The organism is Stenotrophomonas sp. 109824_Sma, assembly GCF_056480025.1.
On record NZ_CM151078.1, the window covers coordinates 3,283,152 to 3,299,164 of the forward strand.

Here is a 16,013-nt window from a genome sequence, read left to right on the forward strand (position 1 = left end):
CCAGGAGCCTTCGATGGTGCCGCCCGATCCCTCCGCGACAATGCTGCACATCCGCAAGGCAATGCTCGCCGATGTTCCCGCGTTGATCGCACTCGACAGCGCTGCGGCCCGTGATCCGCAACGCGCACGGCAGATCAGCGACTGGCAGGCCAGCGGTGGCATGCACGTGGCAGAACGCGCCGGCCAGCTGGCCGGTTACCTGGTCATCCATCGTCACTTCTTCGGCGAAGCCTTCGTCGAGATGCTGATGGTGGCGCGCGAACATCGCAGCCAGGGCGTCGGCGCCGCCCTGCTGCGCCATGCCATCGCGCTGCAGGGCCAGGGCAAGCTGTTCACTTCGACCAATGCCTCCAATGCCGGTATGCAACGCCTGCTCGCCGCCTCGGGCTTCATCGACAGCGGCATCGTGCATGGCCTGGACGAAGGCGATCCGGAGCTGATCTACCGCTTTGCCGGCAGCTGATCCAGATACGTAGTTACCTTGGCGTCCAGCAGGTCCATCAACAGCGGATCCATGCAGCGATAGTCGTCGGGGATGTCCAGGCAATGCAGGCGCTTGTGTTCCAGCAGGCGCGCGTACGCGGCCTGCAGGCGATGCTGGTGCTTGGCCTCCATCACGAAGATGACATCGGCCCAGCGGATGTCCGCCGGGCCGATGGGGCGTCGCGCATGCGGGCTGGTGCCGGCCGACAGCGCGGCGAAGCCGGGCCGCCGTCGCCACATGGCTTCGGCGGTCGGGCTGCGCAGCTGGTTGCGGCTGCAGACGAACAGCAGGTTGATCATTCCTGTTCCTGCAGTTGGCGGGCGCTGAGCACCGGATAGGTGAAGCCCAGCTGCCGTGCACGCGCGAGCTTGGCATCGCGCGTATACAGCAGCTTCCAGTTCTTTTCGGGCTTGTAGCTGTAGGCGGTCGTGGCGCGGTCGCCACCGCGGTTGCGGGCCTGACTGCGACGCCAGGCACGGTTTCTTGCAGATTCCATGATGTGTTCTCGTAAGTACCGGGTTCAGCAGCCGCGGTAGTACGAGTGGCGCGCAGCATACACCGCACGCACAAAAAGCCCACGCATCGCTGCGCAGGCTTCTTGATTCATCACAGTGGTCGGGACGGCCGGATTCGAACCGACGACCCTCTGCCCCCCAGGCAGATGCGCTACCAGGCTGCGCTACGCCCCGACTGATGCTGCGATGTGCCCGCCAGTGCGGCGGGCCGTGAAGTATAGCGGATTACGATGGAAATGGGATCAGCGGCGCAGCAACTGCAGCACTTCTTCCAGCTCCATGCGCACCTGCTTGATGATCTGGTTGCTCAGTGCCGATTCCTCGCGGGCATCGGGACCGTCCAGACGCAGGCGTGCACCACCGATGGTATAGCCCTGTTCGTACAGCAGGCTGCGGATCTGCCGCACCATCAGCACGTCGTGGCGCTGGTAGTAGCGGCGGTTGCCTCGGCGCTTGGCCGGCTCAAGGCTGGGAAACTCGGTTTCCCAGTAGCGCAGCACGTGCGGCTTGACGTCGCACAGCTCGCTGACCTCACCGATGGTGAAGTAGCGCTTGGCCGGGATCGGCGGTAGTTCGCGGTTACTGCCCGGATCCAGCATAAGCTTCCACCCTCTCCTTGAGCTTCTGGCCCGGACGGAAGGTGACCACCGTACGGGCGGAAATCGGAATTTCCTCGCCGGTCTTGGGGTTGCGACCCGGGCGCTGGTTCTTGCGCCGCAGATCGAAATTACCGAAGCCCGACAGCTTCACCTGACGTCCCTGTTCCAATGCTTCACGCAGCACATCGAAAAACGCGTCGACGAATTCCTTGGCTTCCCGCTTGTTCAGACCGACTTCGTCGAACAGCTTTTCCGCCATCTCCGCCTTGGTCAATGCCATTGCCTGCTACCCCCGAGTGCTGCCCGCTCAGCCGCGGATCCGGGCGTGGTGTTCACGCTCGATGGCAGTGACCGCCTCGGCCACCACCGCATCCACGTCGCGGTCCGTCAGAGTGCGCGACTTGTCCTGCAAAATCAAGCCCATAGCGAGACTCTTGAATCCCGGCTCGACGCCTTGGCCGACATAGCGGTCGAACAGGTTCAGGTCGCGCAGCAGCGGGCCGGCGGCCTGGCGGACGGTGGCCGCCAGATCGGCCCAGGCCACCTGTTCAGGCACCAGGAACGCCAGGTCGCGACGCACCGCCGGGAAGCGCGACAGTTCGCCGGCACGCGGCAGGCGGCGGGCGGTCAGCGGCTCCAGGTCCAGCTCGAAGGCATAGACGTCGGCTTCGATCTCCATCGCCTTGGCCAGGCGCGGGTGGATCTGGCCGATCCAGCCGATCGACACGCCATCGCGGAACACTTCGGCCGAACGCGCCGGGTGGCCGTAGGCGCGCGCCGACGGGCGGAACTCCAGCTGCGCGCCACTGGCGGCCGCCAGCGATTCCAGGTCGCCCTTCAGGTCATGGAAATCGACCTTGCGGGTCGGCAGGCCCCACTGCACCGCCTGCGCGTCACCACAGACCGCAGCGGCCACGCGCGGGGTCTCCAGCGGCGCCGGTTGGCCGTCTCCGGCCTGCTGGGCGAACACGCGGCCCAGCTCGAACAGGCGCACGCGGCCGAGCTGGCGGGCAGCGTTGCGGCCCAACGTGGCGACCAGGCCCGGCAGCAGCGACGGGCGCATCACCGCCAGTTCGGCCGACAGCGGGTTGGCCAGCGGCACCAGGCCGTCGCGCAGCTGCCACTGGGTCAGCAGCGCATCGTCGACGAAGGCGAAATTGACGGTTTCCTGCTGGTCACGGGCGATCAGCTGGCGGCGCACGCTCAGCGCGTCCAGCTGGGTCTCGCTCGGCATCGCCACGCGCGAGGCACCGCCCGGCAGCGTGGTCGGGATCTGCTCGTAACCGTGGATGCGGGCCAGCTCCTCGATCAGGTCTTCTTCGATGGCGATGTCGAAGCGGCGGCTCGGCGCGGCCACCTGCCAGCCATCGGTGGTGGCGACCACGTCCATGCCCAGCGCGCGCAGGATGCGCTCGACTTCCGCATCGTCGATGGTGATGCCGAGCACGCGGGTGATGCGGGCGCGGCGCAGCACGATGGTTGCCGGCTGCGGCAGATCGGCTTCACGCACGGCCTCGGTGACCGGCGCCGGGGTACCCCCAGCCAGGTCCAGCACCAGGCGGGTGGCGTACTCGATCGCGGTACGCGGCAGCGCCGGATCAACGCCGCGCTCGAAGCGGTGGCCGGCATCGGTGTGCAGGCCCAGCTTGCGGCCACGGCCCATGATCGCGGCCGGCGCGAAGTGCGCAGCTTCCAGGAACACTGCAGTGGTGGCGTCGGTGACACGGGTGTCGAAACCGCCCATCAGGCCGGCCAGGCCGACCGCACGATCGGCGTCGGTGACCACCAGGAAGCTGTCGTCCAGCGCGGCATCGCGGCCGTCCAGCAGCTTCAGGCTCTCGCCAGCGCGCGAACGGCGCACGGCGATGCTGCCCTGCAGGGTGCCGAGGTCGTAGGCGTGCATCGGCTGGCCCAGTTCCAACATCACATACTGGGTGATGTCGACCAGCAGCGAGACCGGGCGCACGCCGCTGCGGCGCAGGCGTTCGGCCATCCACAACGGGGTCTTGGCAGCGGCGTTGACGCCTTCGATGACACGGCCCAGGTAACGCGGCGCTTCGGCGCCGGCGTCGAGCTGGATGCTCAGCTCACGGCTGCCGGCCGCCGGAATGGCGTCGGCGGCGAACGCCAGCACTTCGCTGCGGGTGGCGGCGGCGACGTCGTAGGCGATGCCGCGCAGGCTGAAGCAGTCGGCGCGGTTCGGGGTCAGCTTGATCTCGATGCTGGCGTCCGGCAGGCCCAGGTAGTCGACCAGGGCCTGGCCGACCGGGGCGTCATCGGGCAGTTCCAGCAGGCCGGAGGCATCGTTGTCCAGGCCCAGCTCCTTGGCCGAGCACAGCATGCCGTTGGACTCGACGCCGCGCAGCTTGGCCGGCTTGATCTTCAGCTCGCCGATCTGCGCACCGACCATTGCCAGCGGCGCAACCAGGCCCGGGCGCGCATTCGGTGCACCGCAGACGATCTGCAGCAGCTCGCCCTGCCCGGCGTCGACCCTGCACACCTGCAGGCGGTCGGCTTCCGGATGGCGTACGGCTTCGACGATGCGTGCCACGACCACGTGCTCGAGGCCCTCGCCCAGCGCGGTCACTTCTTCCACTTCCAGGCCAATGGCGGTCAGCACCGCGCTCAGTTCATCGCGCGAGGCGCCGGTCGGGACGTGGCTGCGCAGCCAGTTTTCGGAGAATTTCATGGTGTCACCCTGGTGGGAGGCGTGCCTCCCGTTGCGGTTTTTGTGGTCGCCCAGCGCATGCGCAAGGAGGCGTCCATCCAGAAAAGCAGCCGAGCATGGCTCGGCCCTACACGGTTGCGGCTTACGCGAACTGTTTCAGGAACCGCACGTCGTTCTCGAAGAACGCGCGCAGGTCGTTGACGCCGTAGCGCAGCATCGCGAAGCGCTCCACGCCCATGCCGAAGGCGAAGCCGGTGTAGCGCTCCGGATCGATGCCGACGTTGCGCAGCACGTTCGGATGGACCATGCCGCAGCCGAGCACTTCCAGCCAGCGGGTGCTGCCATCGGGCTGCTGCCAGGCGATGTCCACTTCCGCGCCCGGTTCAACGAACGGGAAGTAGCTGGGGCGGAAGCGCATCTCGAAGTCGCGCTCGAAGAACGCACGCACGAACTCAGCCAGCGTGCCCTTCAGGTCGGCGAAGGTCGAATGCTCGTCCACCAGCAGGCCTTCCACCTGGTGGAACATCGGCGAATGGGTCTGGTCGCTGTCGCTGCGGTACACCTTGCCCGCGGCGATCATGCGCAGCGGCGGCGCGTGGTCGCCCATGTAGCGCACCTGCACGCCCGAGGTATGCGTGCGCAGCAGGCGGCCGTCGCCGAAGTAGAAGGTGTCGTGCATGGCACGCGCCGGATGGTGCGGCGGGAAGTTCAGCGCCTCGAAGTTGTGCCAGTCGTCCTCGATCTCCGGCCCTTCCGACAGCTCGTAGCCCAGCCGGCCGAAGATGCCGGTGATGCGCTCCAGGGTGCGGGTGATCGGATGCAGGCCGGCGCGGTCGCCATTGCGGCCCGGCAGGGTGATGTCGATGGTTTCGGCGGCCAGGCGCGCATCCAGTGCCGCGTCTTCCAGCAGCGCCTTGCGCTCGCCCAGCGCGCGGGTCAGCGCGTCGCGGGCCTGGTTGATCGCTTCACCGGCGGCCTTGCGCTCGTCGGCCGGCAGGGCGCCGAGCTGCTTGAGCTGCGAGGTGATGCTGCCACTCTTGCCAAGCAGGGCCACGCGCAGCTGTTCCAGCACGTCGGGGCTCTGTGCGGCGGCCACATCGGCCAGCGCCTGGGTGGTGAGGGATTGGATGTCGCTCATGGGGGGCCGGAACTCCAGTCGATCTGCCATCGCGATGCGCGAAGGGCCGACCCCTGTCGCCACCGCCGTCCCCGCGCTGCCGCTGTGGCCGCGCCGGGACCCAAAAAAGAATGGGGAAGGACTTGCGCCCTTCCCCATGCATTGCCTTGACCTGACACCGTTCCGAGTGAACGGTTACGGCATCGGGAAGGACTTATGCCGCCAGCGCGCCCTTGGCCTTTTCGGCCAGCGCAGCAAAACCAGCTGCGTCGTGCACGGCGATGTCAGCCAGGACCTTGCGATCCAGGGTGATGCCGGCCTTCAGCAGACCGTTCATGAAGCGGCTGTAGCTCAGGCCGTTGATGCGGGCAGCCGCATTGATACGGGTGATCCACAGCGAACGGAAGTTACGCTTCTTCTGCTTACGGCCGATGTAGGCGTACTGCTGTGCCTTGATGACCGCCTGCTTGGCGACGCGGAAGACCTTGCGACGGGCGTTGTAATAGCCCTTGGCGAGATCCAGAATCTTCTTGTGGCGGCGACGCGCCTGTACGCCACGCTTAACTCGTGCCATTTTTCAGTTCCTCAGAGGTAAGGGAGCATGCGGTCCAGACGGCCGGCGTCTTCTGCACGGACATGGCCCGTCTGACGCAGATTACGCTTACGCTTGGTCGCTTTCTTCGTGAGGATGTGGCTACGGTTGGCGTGGCCGCACTTGTACTTGCCCGAGGCGGTCTTGCGGAAACGCTTGGCCGCTGCCCGGTTGGTCTTGATCTTGGGCATTGCAATGTCCTTGATGGGATATGACCCTGGTTTCTGACTGATCTGGCGGCGGCCTGGGCCGCTCTTTCCGTCCTGCCATGATCGGCGTACGACCCGTCCTGGGTGGGTCGAGCCGGGCATGATACAGGCAAAACCGCCCTGCCACCAGCCCCTGCAACCCTTTTGCCGGCAATTCACCGGCTTCCTGCAAAAGCAAAGGGACGCCCATGGCGTCCCTTTACCCTGAACCATTCAGCCAGGCGCCCCGGAAGGCGGCCGGTCAGGCCTCAGGTCTTCTTCTTCGGCGCGATCATCATGACCATCTGACGCCCTTCCAGGCGCGGACGGGATTCAATGACGATGTCCTCACCCAGATCGGCCTCGATCCGGTTGGCCATTTCGCGGCCCAGTTCCTGGTGGCTCATTTCACGGCCACGGAAACGGATGTTGACCTTGATCTTGTCACCATCTTCGAGGAACCCGCGCATCTTGCGCAGCTTGATCTGGTAGTCGCCCTCGTCCGTGACCGGACGGAACTTCACTTCCTTGATCTCGACCTGCTTGGTCTTCTTCTTGGCCTCGCTGGCCTTCTTCTGCGCTTCGAACTTGAACTTGCCGAAGTCCATGATCTTGCAGACCGGCGGATCGGCCTGCGGCTGGATTTCGACCAGGTCCAGGCCTTCATCTTCGGCCATGGACAGCGCTTCGTCGCGCGACAACACGCCGATCATTTCTCCGTCACTGCCGATCACGCGGACGCGCGGCACACGGATTTCCTGATTCTTGCGGTTCTGTTTGTTGTCAGGGGTGCTGATATTACGTTCTCCCAAGGGTATCGAACCGGTCCGGGTGCCTGTGCGCCCGGACCGGACCTTTGCTTACGCGCCCTCGGCGTGGAGCCGCTCGATGAAGGCCTGCAGGCTCATGCTGCCCAGGTCTTCGCCAGAACGCGTACGCACCGCCACAGCCCCATTTTCCTTCTCGCGGTCACCAATGACCAGCAGGTAGGGCACGCGCTGCAACGTATGCTCGCGGATTTTATAGCCGATCTTCTCGTTACGCAAATCCGAGCTGACGCGGAAGCCTTGCTCCGCAAGGGTTTTGGTCACGCCCGAGACGTAGTCGGCCTGGGCGTCGGTGATGTTGGCCACCACCACCTGGGTCGGCGCCAGCCAGGCCGGGAACTGGCCGGCATGGTGCTCGATCAGGATGCCCAGGAAGCGCTCCATCGAGCCGACGATGGCGCGGTGCAGCATGACCGGGTGCTTCTTCTGGCTGTTCTCATCCACGTACTCGGCGCCCAGACGGCCCGGCATCATGAAGTCGACCTGCATGGTGCCCAGCTGCCAGGTACGGCCGATCGCGTCCTTCAGGTGGTACTCGATCTTCGGGCCATAGAAGGCGCCCTCGCCCGGCAGCTCCTGCCATTCCACGCCACAGCTGGACAGCGCCGAGCGCAGCGCGCCCTCGGCCTTGTCCCAGGTGGCGTCGTCGCCCAGACGCGATTCCGGGCGCAGCGCGATCTTGATCTGGATCTCATCGAAGCCGAAGTGCTGGTAGACCGCCAGCGCCTGCTGGTGGAACGCGGTCACTTCCGACTCGATCTGGCTCTCGGTGCAGAACACATGGCCGTCGTCCTGGGTGAAACCACGCACGCGCAGGATGCCGTGCAGCGCGCCGGACGGCTCGTTGCGGTGGCAGGAACCGAACTCACCGTAGCGGATCGGCAGGTCGCGATAGCTGTGCAGGCCCTGGTTGAACACCTGCACATGGCCCGGGCAGTTCATCGGCTTGACCGCGTAGGTACGCTTCTCCGACTCGGTGAAGAACATGTTGTCCTGGTAGTTGTCCCAGTGGCCGGACTTCTTCCACAGGCTCACGTCCAGGATCTGCGGGCAACGCACTTCGCCATAGCCGCTGCTGCGGTAGACCTTGCGCATGTACTGCTCGACCACCTGCCACAGCGCCCAGCCCTTCGGGTGCCAGAACACCAGGCCCGGGGCCTCTTCCTGCAGGTGGAACAGGTCCTGCTGCTTGCCGATGCGGCGGTGGTCGCGCATCTCGGCTTCCTCGATGCGCTTGATGTACGCCTCGAGCTGCTTCTTGTCGGCCCAGGCGGTGCCATAGATGCGCTGCAGCTGCTCGTTCTGCGCGTCGCCGCGCCAGTAGGCGCCGGAGATGCGGGTCAGCTTGAAGGCCTTCAGGAAGCGCGTGTTCGGCACGTGCGGGCCGCGGCACATGTCCACGTATTCCTGGTGGTAGTACATGCCCATCGCCTGGATGTCGTCGGACATATCCTCGATCAGGCGCAGCTTGTAGTCCTCGCCACGGGCCTTGAAGATCTCGATCACTTCGGCGCGCGGCGTCACCTTCTTGATGACGTCGTAGTCCTGGGCGATCAGCTCACCCATGCGCTTCTCGATCGCGGCCATGTCGTCCGGGGTGAACGGGCGCTCGGAGTAGATGTCGTAGTAGAAGCCCTCGGCGATCACCGGGCCGATCACCATCTTCACGTCCGGGTACAGCTGCTTGACGGCGTGGCCAACCAGGTGGGCGCAGGAGTGGCGGATGATCTCCACGCCCTCCTCGTCCTTGGCGGTGATGATGCGCAGGCTGGCATCGTGGTCGATGACGTCACTGGCATCGACCAGCACGCCATCGACCGAACCGGCGATGGTGGCCTTGGCCAGGCCGGCACCGATCGACTGGGCGACGTCCATGACGCTGACGGGATTTTCGAACTCGCGGCGGCTGCCGTCGGGAAGGGTAATGTTGATCATCGCATTGGCTTCGTGCGGGGCCCGCGGGGCGGGCTGGAAAGCGTTCCCGGGCCATTGCCCGGGCAATAAAAAAGCGCCGCGAGGGCGCCTGGAACACAGGGCCTTCGGGGGCAGGTCAACAGTGGGCGGTGGTAGTGCTCATGTCGCACGCTCGGCCGGCGCTGGGCGCGGGCCACCTTGTTCCAGTCAGGGTTCTGCGACGATCTTAAACCAGCGCACCGGAAAGCCCAAGGGCTACCGTACGGTCCGCTGAATGGCCAGCGCTGGCGGCGTGAAAACGCAATGATTACCATGTCCGCGCAGCCCGCCCCGTGCCAGCCTGCCCGCTTTCCCCCAGGACCTCGTGATGCGCCACCCGCTCCGACCGGCTCCCGCCGGCCCCGCCCGTGTCCCGCGTTCGCCGGCCCGCTGCCAAGGCGGCCGCCCGCAATGATCACCGTCGGCCTTTCCACGCTGGGCTTCTGCAGCCTGGGCATGCTGGCGGCGATGTTCTCGGTGCTGGCGTTCTATGCCGCCTCGCCGCACTGCCGCTGGCCGCGCCTGCGCCGCGCCGGCCGCCTCGGCCGCCAGATCGGCCTGGTCGCCGCCGCTGCCGCGTTGTGGCTGTGGATGGCCGAACTCGGCTTTGCTGCTGGCCTGGTGGCGATGCTGTGCACCTGGATGCTGGCCGCGATGCTGCTGCCCGCCCTGGCCGCCTGGCATCGCCCGGGCACGGAGTCGCCCTGATGTGGCCGCGCGCCTTCGCCGGCATCGTGGCCGGCTTCTTCCTGGCCGCGGCCGTGACCGGGCTGGTGACCTGGCTGCCGCCAGGCCCCTGGCAGAACGCGCTGGTGCCCAGCCTGATCACGTTCATCCCGCTGTGGATGCTGGCTGCCCTGTGGGCGTTCAGCTTCCGCAGCGCACTGCGCGCCTGGGTGACTCTGGCCGGCAGCGCTGCGGCCGGCTTTGCCGTGCTGACGCTGCTGCGCCTGACCGGCGCGGTGCAATGAGACCCACCCCATGAAGTTCAGCTCGCAGACCCTGCGTACGTTCACCACCCTGCACACCTGGGTCGGCCTGGTTGCCGGCTTCGGCCTGTTCGTGGCTTTCTACGCGGGTGCGCTGACCCTGTTCCACCACGACCTGCCGCTGTGGCAGACGCCCGGTGCAGCCACCGCGTTGCCGGCGGGCCTGGACGACGCGCAGTACCTGCTGGAAGACGTGCTGGCGACACACCCGGAAGCCCGCCGCCACGTCGGCATGACCTTCCCTGGCGCCGAGCATCCACAACCACTGGCCTATTGGCAGGCCGATGACGGCAGCTGGCGCTATGCCTGGCCGGGCCAGATCGCCGGCAGCCCGACGCCGCCACAGACCGGGCTGGCCGAACTGGTCAACGAACTGCATTACAGCCTCGGCCTGCCGGTGGCCGGCATCTACGTGATGGGCATCGTCAGCCTGCTGTATGGCATGGCACTGCTGAGCGGGCTGGTGATCCACCTGCCGAAGCTGTTCGGCGACCTGTTCGCGCTGCGTCCGGGCCGCAACCTGAAGCAGCTGTGGCAGGACGCGCACAACGTGATCGGCGTGCTCAGCCTGCCCTTCCACCTGATGTTCGCGGTCACTGGCGCCCTGCTCTGCCTGGTGTTCGTGCAGATGGCCCTGCTCAACCCGCTGATCTACGACGGCAAGGCCCTGCAGGCGGTACCGACCGCAATGGACACCGCGCCGGTGCGCGACGCCAGCGGCATCCCGGCACCGCCGGGCAGCCTGCGCCTGCTGCATGCGCGCGCGCTTGACGTGGCCCGCGCACAGGGCGTGGCCAACTTCGAACCGGCCTACCTGAAGCTGGCCAACGCCGGCGATGCCAACGCCACGATCGAGATCACTGGTGAATCCACCGGCACACTCGGGCCGCTCGGTTCGGTGGCCCTGGACGTGGCCACCGGCAACGTTCTGGCCTCCCAGCTGCCGGGCCAGCGCGATGCCAACCACGCCACGCTCAGCGCCGCCTATGCCCTGCACTTCGGCGAGTTCGGCAACGGCGTGGTGGTCTGGCTGTACTTCCTGCTCGGCCTCGGCGGTGCGTTCCTGTTCTACTCCGGCAACCTGTTGTGGATCGAGTCGCGGCGCAAGCGTCGCCAGCCGCAACAGCCGCGTGCCGGGGTGAACATGGCGCGGGCCACGGTTGGCGTGTGCATCGGCCTGTGCGTGGCGATCTCGGTCGCGTTCGTCACCGCGCTGGTGCTGGAGCGGCTGGCACCTTCTGCAGTCGACCACGGCATCCGCTGGGCCTGCTTCGGCAGCTGGGCAGCCTGTGCGCTGTGGGCTGCACTGCGCCGACCCGCGCAGGCCGCGCGCGAGCTGCTGTGGGCCGCAGCAATCAGCACTGCACTGGTGCCGGTCCTGCACGGTGCACTCAATGGTGACTGGCTGTGGCGCGCCGCCGCGCGTGGCCAGTGGCCGCTGTTCTGGGTCGATGCCATCGCGCTGGCCATGGCCTTCGGCTTCGCCCGCCTGGCCGTCGCCAGCCAGCGCCGCGCCCGCAGCGGCGACCCCAACAGTGTCTGGGCCAACTGAGTCTTCGCCGGGCATCGCCCGGCGCTACCGCTGCGGGTGTTCTTCGCCCGGGTAACGACTCACTTCGATCAGGTTGCCATCCGGGTCGCGGAAGTACACCGATTCGATCGGCCCCAGCGCGCCAGTACGTGCGACCGGCCCCTCCTCAACTGCAACGGACTGCGCCTGCAGGTGGGCCAGCACAGTGGTCGTCGCCGTGCGCGTGACCAGGCACAGATCGGCGCTGCCCGGCATGGGCCGCAGCGCATGCGGTTGCAGCGGGGCGCTGGCCGGATGCAGGTTGATCTTCTGCTGGCCGAACTGCAGCGCGGTACGACCGGCGCCGAAGCGCACGACCTGCATGCCGAGCACGCGCTGGTAGAAATCACAGCTGCGGTCGATGTCGGCGACGGTGAGGACCAGGTGGTCCAAGCGTTCGAGATGGATCATGCCCGCAGCGTAACGCTGCGGGCATGGACATGCTGTGCGGGGTCGGGCCGATGGCGTTGCGTCGTTGCGCCGGACATCGCCTGATACAGCTCAATCGCCGATGCGCGCCTTCTGCCAGGGGCCCAGCATGGCGTTGAGCAGGCTGGCCTGCTCGTCGTCGCCGGTCAGCTCCCACATGAACACCCCGGCCAGGCCCTGCTCGCGGGCGAACTGCGCACGCAGGCCGATCGAACGTGGGTCTTCATAGCTGATGAAGACCTTCTGCCCGGCGTTGTACAGCCACGGGCTCTGCGCCTGCGGCTGCCAGTGCTTGGTCCAACCCGGCTGGTCGAGATAGCGCGCCTTGATCACCCGCCAGTCGCCGGCGTCGGCCGGTGCGCTGTAGGGCTGGTACAGGCCATCCGCTGCATCGCCGGTGACCTTGAAGCCGCGTCCGTAGAACGGCACGCCCAGCACCAGCTTGTCGGCCGGCACGCCATGCTCGCGGTAGTACTGCACGGCGCCGGCCACGTTGTTCCAGCGCCGCAGCTCAGGCGCCAGCGGATCGGCCGGCACTTCATGCAGGGGCGCATTGAAGGTCGACACCGAAGAGAAGCCGGTGCCCATGTCGTAGCTCATCAGGTTGATGAAATCGAACACCTTGGCCAGCGCCAGCAGGTCGTAGCTCGCCGCCGGATCATAGGGACCGTCGGTCTGCAGGCGACCGGCGGCCAGCGCGGCGGTCAGCAGCATCGGCTGTCGCGCCTTGCGCCCGTGCGCGTCGAGCGCCACACGGAACGCCTGTGCGAGCTTGGTCAGATTGGCGCGATCCTGCGGGCGATGCGCCAGCTCCTTCGGGCCGCCACTGACAGGAAATTCCCAGTCGATATCCACGCCATCGAAGCTGCCGGCATGGCGATCGAAGAACAGTGCCATGCATGAGTCCACCAGGCGCTTGCGGCTGGCTTCGGTCAGCGCTGCATCGGAGAAACCGCCCGCGCCCCAGCCACCGATCGAAATCAGCGTGCGCAGGTGCGGATGCGCCTTCTTCAGCTCGGCCAGCGCGGCGAAATTCTTCGGCGCTTCCGCGCCGATCGTGCAGCGCCCGTCCTCGATGGTGGAGAACGCGTAGAACAGATGGGTGAGGCGCTCGGCCGGAATGCTCGACACCGGGTAGCGCTCGGCCGAACCACCGGGGTAGTAGGCACCGAAGATGGGAGGCTGCGCGGGCCCCGCATGCACGGCAATGGGCAAGGCACCGGCAATCAGCACGGCAAGGGCAGCCACGGTCTGGCGGAACATGGGATCTCCCGGTTCGAAGGCGCAGCCACGTTAGCAAACCGATGTGCCCGCGGCACGGATGTCGCGGCATGTCGTCCCGTGGACAGGCGCGATCCGCGCAACCCTGACAGAACGATGGCCACGTGGCGGCGCTCACGCACTGCAGCAGGACATGCAGCGACCTGGATGAGCGGCACTTCATGACATCCAGGCAAAGAAAAAGCGGGCCGAAGCCCGCTTTTTCATTTCAGCGATTCCAGGAGCGTGTCAACCAAGGTTGACACCCACCGCCGATTATTCGGCGCTGACGGCGTCGCCTTCTTCCACGGCCTTCATCGACAGGCGGATACGGCCCTGCTTGTCGACTTCCAGCACCTTGACCTTGACCACATCGCCTTCCTTCAGCACGTCGCCGACCTTCTCGACGCGATCGCTGGAGATCTGCGACACGTGGACCAGACCATCCTTGCCCGGCAGGATGGTGACGAACGCACCGAAGTCCATGATCTTGGCGACCTTGCCTTCGTAGATGCGGCCCGGCTCGACGTCCGAGGTGATCTGCTCGATGCGGGCCTTGGCGGCCTGGGCAGCGATGGCATTGACCGACGCGATGACGATGGTGCCGTCGTCCTGGATGTCGATCTGGGTGCCGGTTTCCTTGGTGATGGCCTGGATGGTCGAGCCACCCTTGCCGATCACTTCGCGGATCTTGTCCGGGTGGATCTTGATGGTCAGCAGGCGCGGCGCGTAGTCCGACAGCTCTTCACGCGGAGCGGTCAGGCCGTGGGCCATTTCGCCCAGGATGTGCAGACGGCCAGCCTTGGCCTGCTGCAGGGCCTGCTTCATGATCTCTTCGGTGATGCCTTCGATCTTGATGTCCATCTGCAGGGCGGAAATGCCCTCAGCGGTACCGGCCACCTTGAAGTCCATGTCGCCCAGGTGATCTTCGTCACCCAGGATGTCGGACAGGACGACGAAGCGCTCGCCTTCCTTGACCAGACCCATGGCGATACCGGCCACCGGCGCCTTCACCGGCACGCCGGCGTCCATCAGGGCCAGCGACGAGCCGCAGACCGAGGCCATCGACGAGGAACCGTTCGACTCGGTGATTTCCGAGACGACGCGGATGGTGTACGGGAAGGATTCCAGCGACGGCATGACAGCCAGCACGCCACGCTTGGCCAGGCGGCCGTGGCCGATTTCGCGGCGCTTCGGGCCCATCATGCGGCCGCACTCACCCACCGAGAACGGAGGGAAGTTGTAGTGGAACAGGAAGTTTTCCTTGTACTCACCGGCAACGGCATCGATGACCTGGCCATCACGGGCGGTGCCCAGGGTGATGGTCACGATGGCCTGGGTTTCGCCACGGGTGAACAGCGAGGAACCGTGGGTGCGCGGCAGCACGCCGGTCTTCACGGCGATCGGGCGGACGGTGTCCAGCGCACGGCCGTCGATACGGACCTTGGTGTCCAGCACGGAGTCACGCATGGTGCGGTATTCCAGCTCGCCGAATTCCTTCGACAGCTCGGCCGGGTTCCAGCCTTCAGCGGCCACGCGGCCAGCCAGGGTTTCGACCACGTCCTTCTTGATCGCCGAGATGGCGTCGCGGCGCTGCAGCTTGTCACGCACCTGGAAGGCTTCGCCCAGGCGCGGGCCGATGGCTTCCTTCAGGGCGGAGATCAGCGCGTCGTTCTTGGCCGGGGCTTCCCAGGTCGACGGCTTGGTACCGGCTTCAACGGTCAGCTCGTTGATCGCGTTGATGACCTTCTGCATTTCGCGGTGACCGAAGGTCACGGCGCCCAGCATCACTTCTTCGGACAGCAGCGCGGCTTCGGATTCAACCATCAGCACGGCGTTGGAGGTACCGGCGACGACCAGCTCCAGCTGCGAGTCAGCCAGTTCGCTGACGGTCGGGTTCAGGATGTACTCGCCGTTCTTGTAACCGACCTTGGCCGCGCCGATCGGACCCATGAACGGGGTGCCAGCCAGGGCCAGGGCAGCCGAAGCACCGATCAGGGCCGGGATGTCACCGTCCACGTCCGGGTTCAGCGACATCACCGTGGCGATGATCTGCACTTCGTTCTTGTAGTCTTCCGGGAACAGCGGGCGGATCGGACGGTCGATCAGACGCGAGATCAGGGTTTCCTTCTCGGTCGCACGGCCTTCGCGCTTGAAGAAACCACCCGGGATGCGGCCGCCGGCGTAGAACTTTTCCTGATAATCGACGGTCAGCGGGAAGAAGTCCTGGCCTTCGCGCGCGCTCTTGGCGGCGACGGCGGTGACCAGCAGTACGGTGTCGTCCATCTTGACGATGACGGCGCCGCTGGCCTGACGGGCGACTTCGCCGGTCTCAAGCGTGACGGTGTGCTTGCCGTACTGGAAGGTTTTGGTGATTTTTGCCACGGAGGGTGTCCTTGGGGATGCTGTCTGCGAATTTGGACCGTCGGCGACCCTTGCCGCCAGCGGGTGGCCGGATCGTTCCGGCCTGAATCGGGGATTGCGGTGCTACAAAACAAAACCGCGGCGCATCGCTGCGCCGCGGGGGATTCGTTGCTTAGCGACGCAGGCCAAGCTTCTCGATCAGGGCCTTGTAACGTTCGACGTCCTTCTTCTTCAGGTAGTCGAGCAGGCTGCGACGGCGATTGACCATCTGCAGCAGGCCGCGGCGGCTGTGGTGGTCCTTCTTGTGGGTCTTGAAGTGGCCGGTCAGCAGTTCGATGCGGGCGGTCAGCAGTGCAACCTGGACTTCCGGGGAGCCGGTGTCAGCCGAGCTGCGCTTGTTGTCTTCAATGACCTTCTGGGTGTCGATCGACATTTCTTTTTTCTCTGTGATGCGTGGC

General features: G+C 66.2%; 18 protein-coding genes and 1 tRNA gene. 4 read left to right on the plus strand and 15 right to left on the minus strand.

Annotated features, from left to right (window positions below; genetic code table 11):
- The first annotated feature begins 13 nt into the window (after positions 1 to 13).
- Positions 14 to 463, plus strand: a complete 450-nt coding sequence (locus ACZK1G_RS15625) for a GNAT family N-acetyltransferase (protein WP_182474389.1) — start codon at positions 14 to 16, stop codon at positions 461 to 463.
- Here the strand turns inward: ACZK1G_RS15625 and ACZK1G_RS15630 are convergent.
- From ACZK1G_RS15630 to thrS, 11 genes are all read right to left on the minus strand, one after another.
- A complete protein-coding gene (locus ACZK1G_RS15630; protein WP_049442387.1) occupies positions 442 to 783 on the minus strand; it encodes a low molecular weight protein tyrosine phosphatase family protein in 342 nt (113 codons plus the stop codon). The two genes, ACZK1G_RS15625 and ACZK1G_RS15630, sit on opposite strands and share 22 nt — an antisense overlap.
- Positions 780 to 980: a hypothetical protein gene (locus tag ACZK1G_RS15635; protein ID WP_014037933.1), complete on the minus strand. Its 201-nt coding sequence runs from the start codon at positions 978 to 980 to the stop codon at positions 780 to 782. The genes ACZK1G_RS15630 and ACZK1G_RS15635 overlap by 4 nt, the downstream gene beginning before the upstream one ends.
- Before the next feature lie 116 nt (positions 981 to 1,096).
- Positions 1,097 to 1,173 (minus strand) — tRNA-Pro (locus ACZK1G_RS15640).
- Positions 1,174 to 1,241: 68 nt separating this feature from the next.
- A complete protein-coding gene (locus ACZK1G_RS15645; protein WP_005410431.1) occupies positions 1,242 to 1,598 on the minus strand; it encodes a MerR family transcriptional regulator in 357 nt (118 codons plus the stop codon).
- The gene (locus ACZK1G_RS15650; RefSeq protein ID WP_005410432.1) at positions 1,579 to 1,878 is read right to left on the minus strand and encodes an integration host factor subunit alpha; all 300 of its coding nucleotides are present in this window, start codon (positions 1,876 to 1,878) and stop codon (positions 1,579 to 1,581) included. Before ACZK1G_RS15650 ends, ACZK1G_RS15645 begins: the two co-directional genes overlap by 20 nt.
- A 27-nt stretch (positions 1,879 to 1,905) precedes the next feature.
- Positions 1,906 to 4,287, minus strand: coding sequence for a phenylalanine--tRNA ligase subunit beta (gene pheT / locus ACZK1G_RS15655; protein WP_101765849.1), 2,382 nt, complete (start codon positions 4,285 to 4,287; stop codon positions 1,906 to 1,908).
- A gap of 121 nt (positions 4,288 to 4,408) precedes the next feature.
- Positions 4,409 to 5,404, minus strand: coding sequence for a phenylalanine--tRNA ligase subunit alpha (locus ACZK1G_RS15660; RefSeq protein ID WP_014037935.1), 996 nt, complete (start codon positions 5,402 to 5,404; stop codon positions 4,409 to 4,411).
- Between the two features lie 193 nt (positions 5,405 to 5,597).
- Entirely contained in the window at positions 5,598 to 5,957 is a 360-nt protein-coding gene (rplT, locus tag ACZK1G_RS15665) for a 50S ribosomal protein L20 (protein ID WP_005410435.1), read from the minus strand.
- 11 nt (positions 5,958 to 5,968) lie between these two features.
- The gene (rpmI, locus tag ACZK1G_RS15670) at positions 5,969 to 6,166 is read right to left on the minus strand and encodes a 50S ribosomal protein L35 (protein ID WP_005410436.1); all 198 of its coding nucleotides are present in this window, start codon (positions 6,164 to 6,166) and stop codon (positions 5,969 to 5,971) included.
- Positions 6,167 to 6,432: 266 nt separating this feature from the next.
- A complete protein-coding gene (gene infC / locus ACZK1G_RS15675; protein ID WP_019660568.1) occupies positions 6,433 to 6,975 on the minus strand; it encodes a translation initiation factor IF-3 in 543 nt (180 codons plus the stop codon).
- Between the two features lie 48 nt (positions 6,976 to 7,023).
- Positions 7,024 to 8,925, minus strand: coding sequence for a threonine--tRNA ligase (gene thrS / locus ACZK1G_RS15680; protein ID WP_100473453.1), 1,902 nt, complete (start codon positions 8,923 to 8,925; stop codon positions 7,024 to 7,026).
- A gap of 429 nt (positions 8,926 to 9,354) precedes the next feature.
- Between thrS and ACZK1G_RS15685 the strand changes: the two genes are divergently transcribed.
- Genes ACZK1G_RS15685 through ACZK1G_RS15695 form a run of 3 tightly spaced genes read left to right on the plus strand, consistent with a single transcriptional unit; the run spans position 9,355 to position 11,484 of the window.
- Positions 9,355 to 9,651, plus strand: coding sequence for a hypothetical protein (locus tag ACZK1G_RS15685; protein WP_014037937.1), 297 nt, complete (start codon positions 9,355 to 9,357; stop codon positions 9,649 to 9,651).
- Positions 9,651 to 9,914: a hypothetical protein gene (locus tag ACZK1G_RS15690; protein ID WP_075677153.1), complete on the plus strand. Its 264-nt coding sequence runs from the start codon at positions 9,651 to 9,653 to the stop codon at positions 9,912 to 9,914. Before ACZK1G_RS15685 ends, ACZK1G_RS15690 begins: the two co-directional genes overlap by 1 nt.
- A 10-nt stretch (positions 9,915 to 9,924) precedes the next feature.
- Positions 9,925 to 11,484, plus strand: coding sequence for a PepSY-associated TM helix domain-containing protein (locus ACZK1G_RS15695; RefSeq protein WP_101765850.1), 1,560 nt, complete (start codon positions 9,925 to 9,927; stop codon positions 11,482 to 11,484).
- Between the two features lie 24 nt (positions 11,485 to 11,508).
- Here the strand turns inward: ACZK1G_RS15695 and ACZK1G_RS15700 are convergent, their stop codons facing one another.
- From ACZK1G_RS15700 to rpsO, 4 genes are all read right to left on the minus strand, one after another.
- On the minus strand, positions 11,509 to 11,913 hold the full coding sequence (locus ACZK1G_RS15700) for a VOC family protein (protein ID WP_101765851.1): 405 nt from the start codon (positions 11,911 to 11,913) through the stop codon (positions 11,509 to 11,511).
- A gap of 90 nt (positions 11,914 to 12,003) precedes the next feature.
- Positions 12,004 to 13,194 carry a glycoside hydrolase family 18 protein gene (locus tag ACZK1G_RS15705; protein WP_101765852.1) on the minus strand — a complete coding sequence of 397 codons (1,191 nt, stop codon included), beginning with the start codon at positions 13,192 to 13,194 and terminating at the stop codon, positions 12,004 to 12,006.
- Positions 13,195 to 13,467: 273 nt separating this feature from the next.
- Positions 13,468 to 15,576, minus strand: coding sequence for a polyribonucleotide nucleotidyltransferase (gene pnp, locus ACZK1G_RS15710; RefSeq protein WP_014037942.1), 2,109 nt, complete (start codon positions 15,574 to 15,576; stop codon positions 13,468 to 13,470).
- A 151-nt stretch (positions 15,577 to 15,727) separates the two neighbouring features.
- Entirely contained in the window at positions 15,728 to 15,988 is a 261-nt protein-coding gene (rpsO, locus tag ACZK1G_RS15715; RefSeq protein ID WP_005410445.1) for a 30S ribosomal protein S15, read from the minus strand.
- Positions 15,989 to 16,013: the final 25 nt, after the last annotated feature.

Coding starts and splice junctions, on each gene's coding strand:
- ACZK1G_RS15625 (WP_182474389.1), top strand. CDS start 14: ATGGTGCCGCCCGATCCCTCCGCGACAATGCTGCACATCCGCAAGGCA.
- ACZK1G_RS15630 (WP_049442387.1), bottom strand. CDS start 783: ATGATCAACCTGCTGTTCGTCTGCAGCCGCAACCAGCTGCGCAGCCCG.
- ACZK1G_RS15635 (WP_014037933.1), bottom strand. CDS start 980: ATGGAATCTGCAAGAAACCGTGCCTGGCGTCGCAGTCAGGCCCGCAAC.
- ACZK1G_RS15645 (WP_005410431.1), bottom strand. CDS start 1,598: ATGCTGGATCCGGGCAGTAACCGCGAACTACCGCCGATCCCGGCCAAG.
- ACZK1G_RS15650 (WP_005410432.1), bottom strand. CDS start 1,878: ATGGCATTGACCAAGGCGGAGATGGCGGAAAAGCTGTTCGACGAAGTC.
- pheT (WP_101765849.1), bottom strand. CDS start 4,287: ATGAAATTCTCCGAAAACTGGCTGCGCAGCCACGTCCCGACCGGCGCC.
- ACZK1G_RS15660 (WP_014037935.1), bottom strand. CDS start 5,404: ATGAGCGACATCCAATCCCTCACCACCCAGGCGCTGGCCGATGTGGCC.
- rplT (WP_005410435.1), bottom strand. CDS start 5,957: ATGGCACGAGTTAAGCGTGGCGTACAGGCGCGTCGCCGCCACAAGAAG.
- rpmI (WP_005410436.1), bottom strand. CDS start 6,166: ATGCCCAAGATCAAGACCAACCGGGCAGCGGCCAAGCGTTTCCGCAAG.
- thrS (WP_100473453.1), bottom strand. CDS start 8,925: ATGATCAACATTACCCTTCCCGACGGCAGCCGCCGCGAGTTCGAAAAT.
- ACZK1G_RS15685 (WP_014037937.1), top strand. CDS start 9,355: ATGATCACCGTCGGCCTTTCCACGCTGGGCTTCTGCAGCCTGGGCATG.
- ACZK1G_RS15690 (WP_075677153.1), top strand. CDS start 9,651: ATGTGGCCGCGCGCCTTCGCCGGCATCGTGGCCGGCTTCTTCCTGGCC.
- ACZK1G_RS15695 (WP_101765850.1), top strand. CDS start 9,925: ATGAAGTTCAGCTCGCAGACCCTGCGTACGTTCACCACCCTGCACACC.
- ACZK1G_RS15700 (WP_101765851.1), bottom strand. CDS start 11,913: ATGATCCATCTCGAACGCTTGGACCACCTGGTCCTCACCGTCGCCGAC.
- ACZK1G_RS15705 (WP_101765852.1), bottom strand. CDS start 13,194: ATGTTCCGCCAGACCGTGGCTGCCCTTGCCGTGCTGATTGCCGGTGCC.
- rpsO (WP_005410445.1), bottom strand. CDS start 15,988: ATGTCGATCGACACCCAGAAGGTCATTGAAGACAACAAGCGCAGCTCG.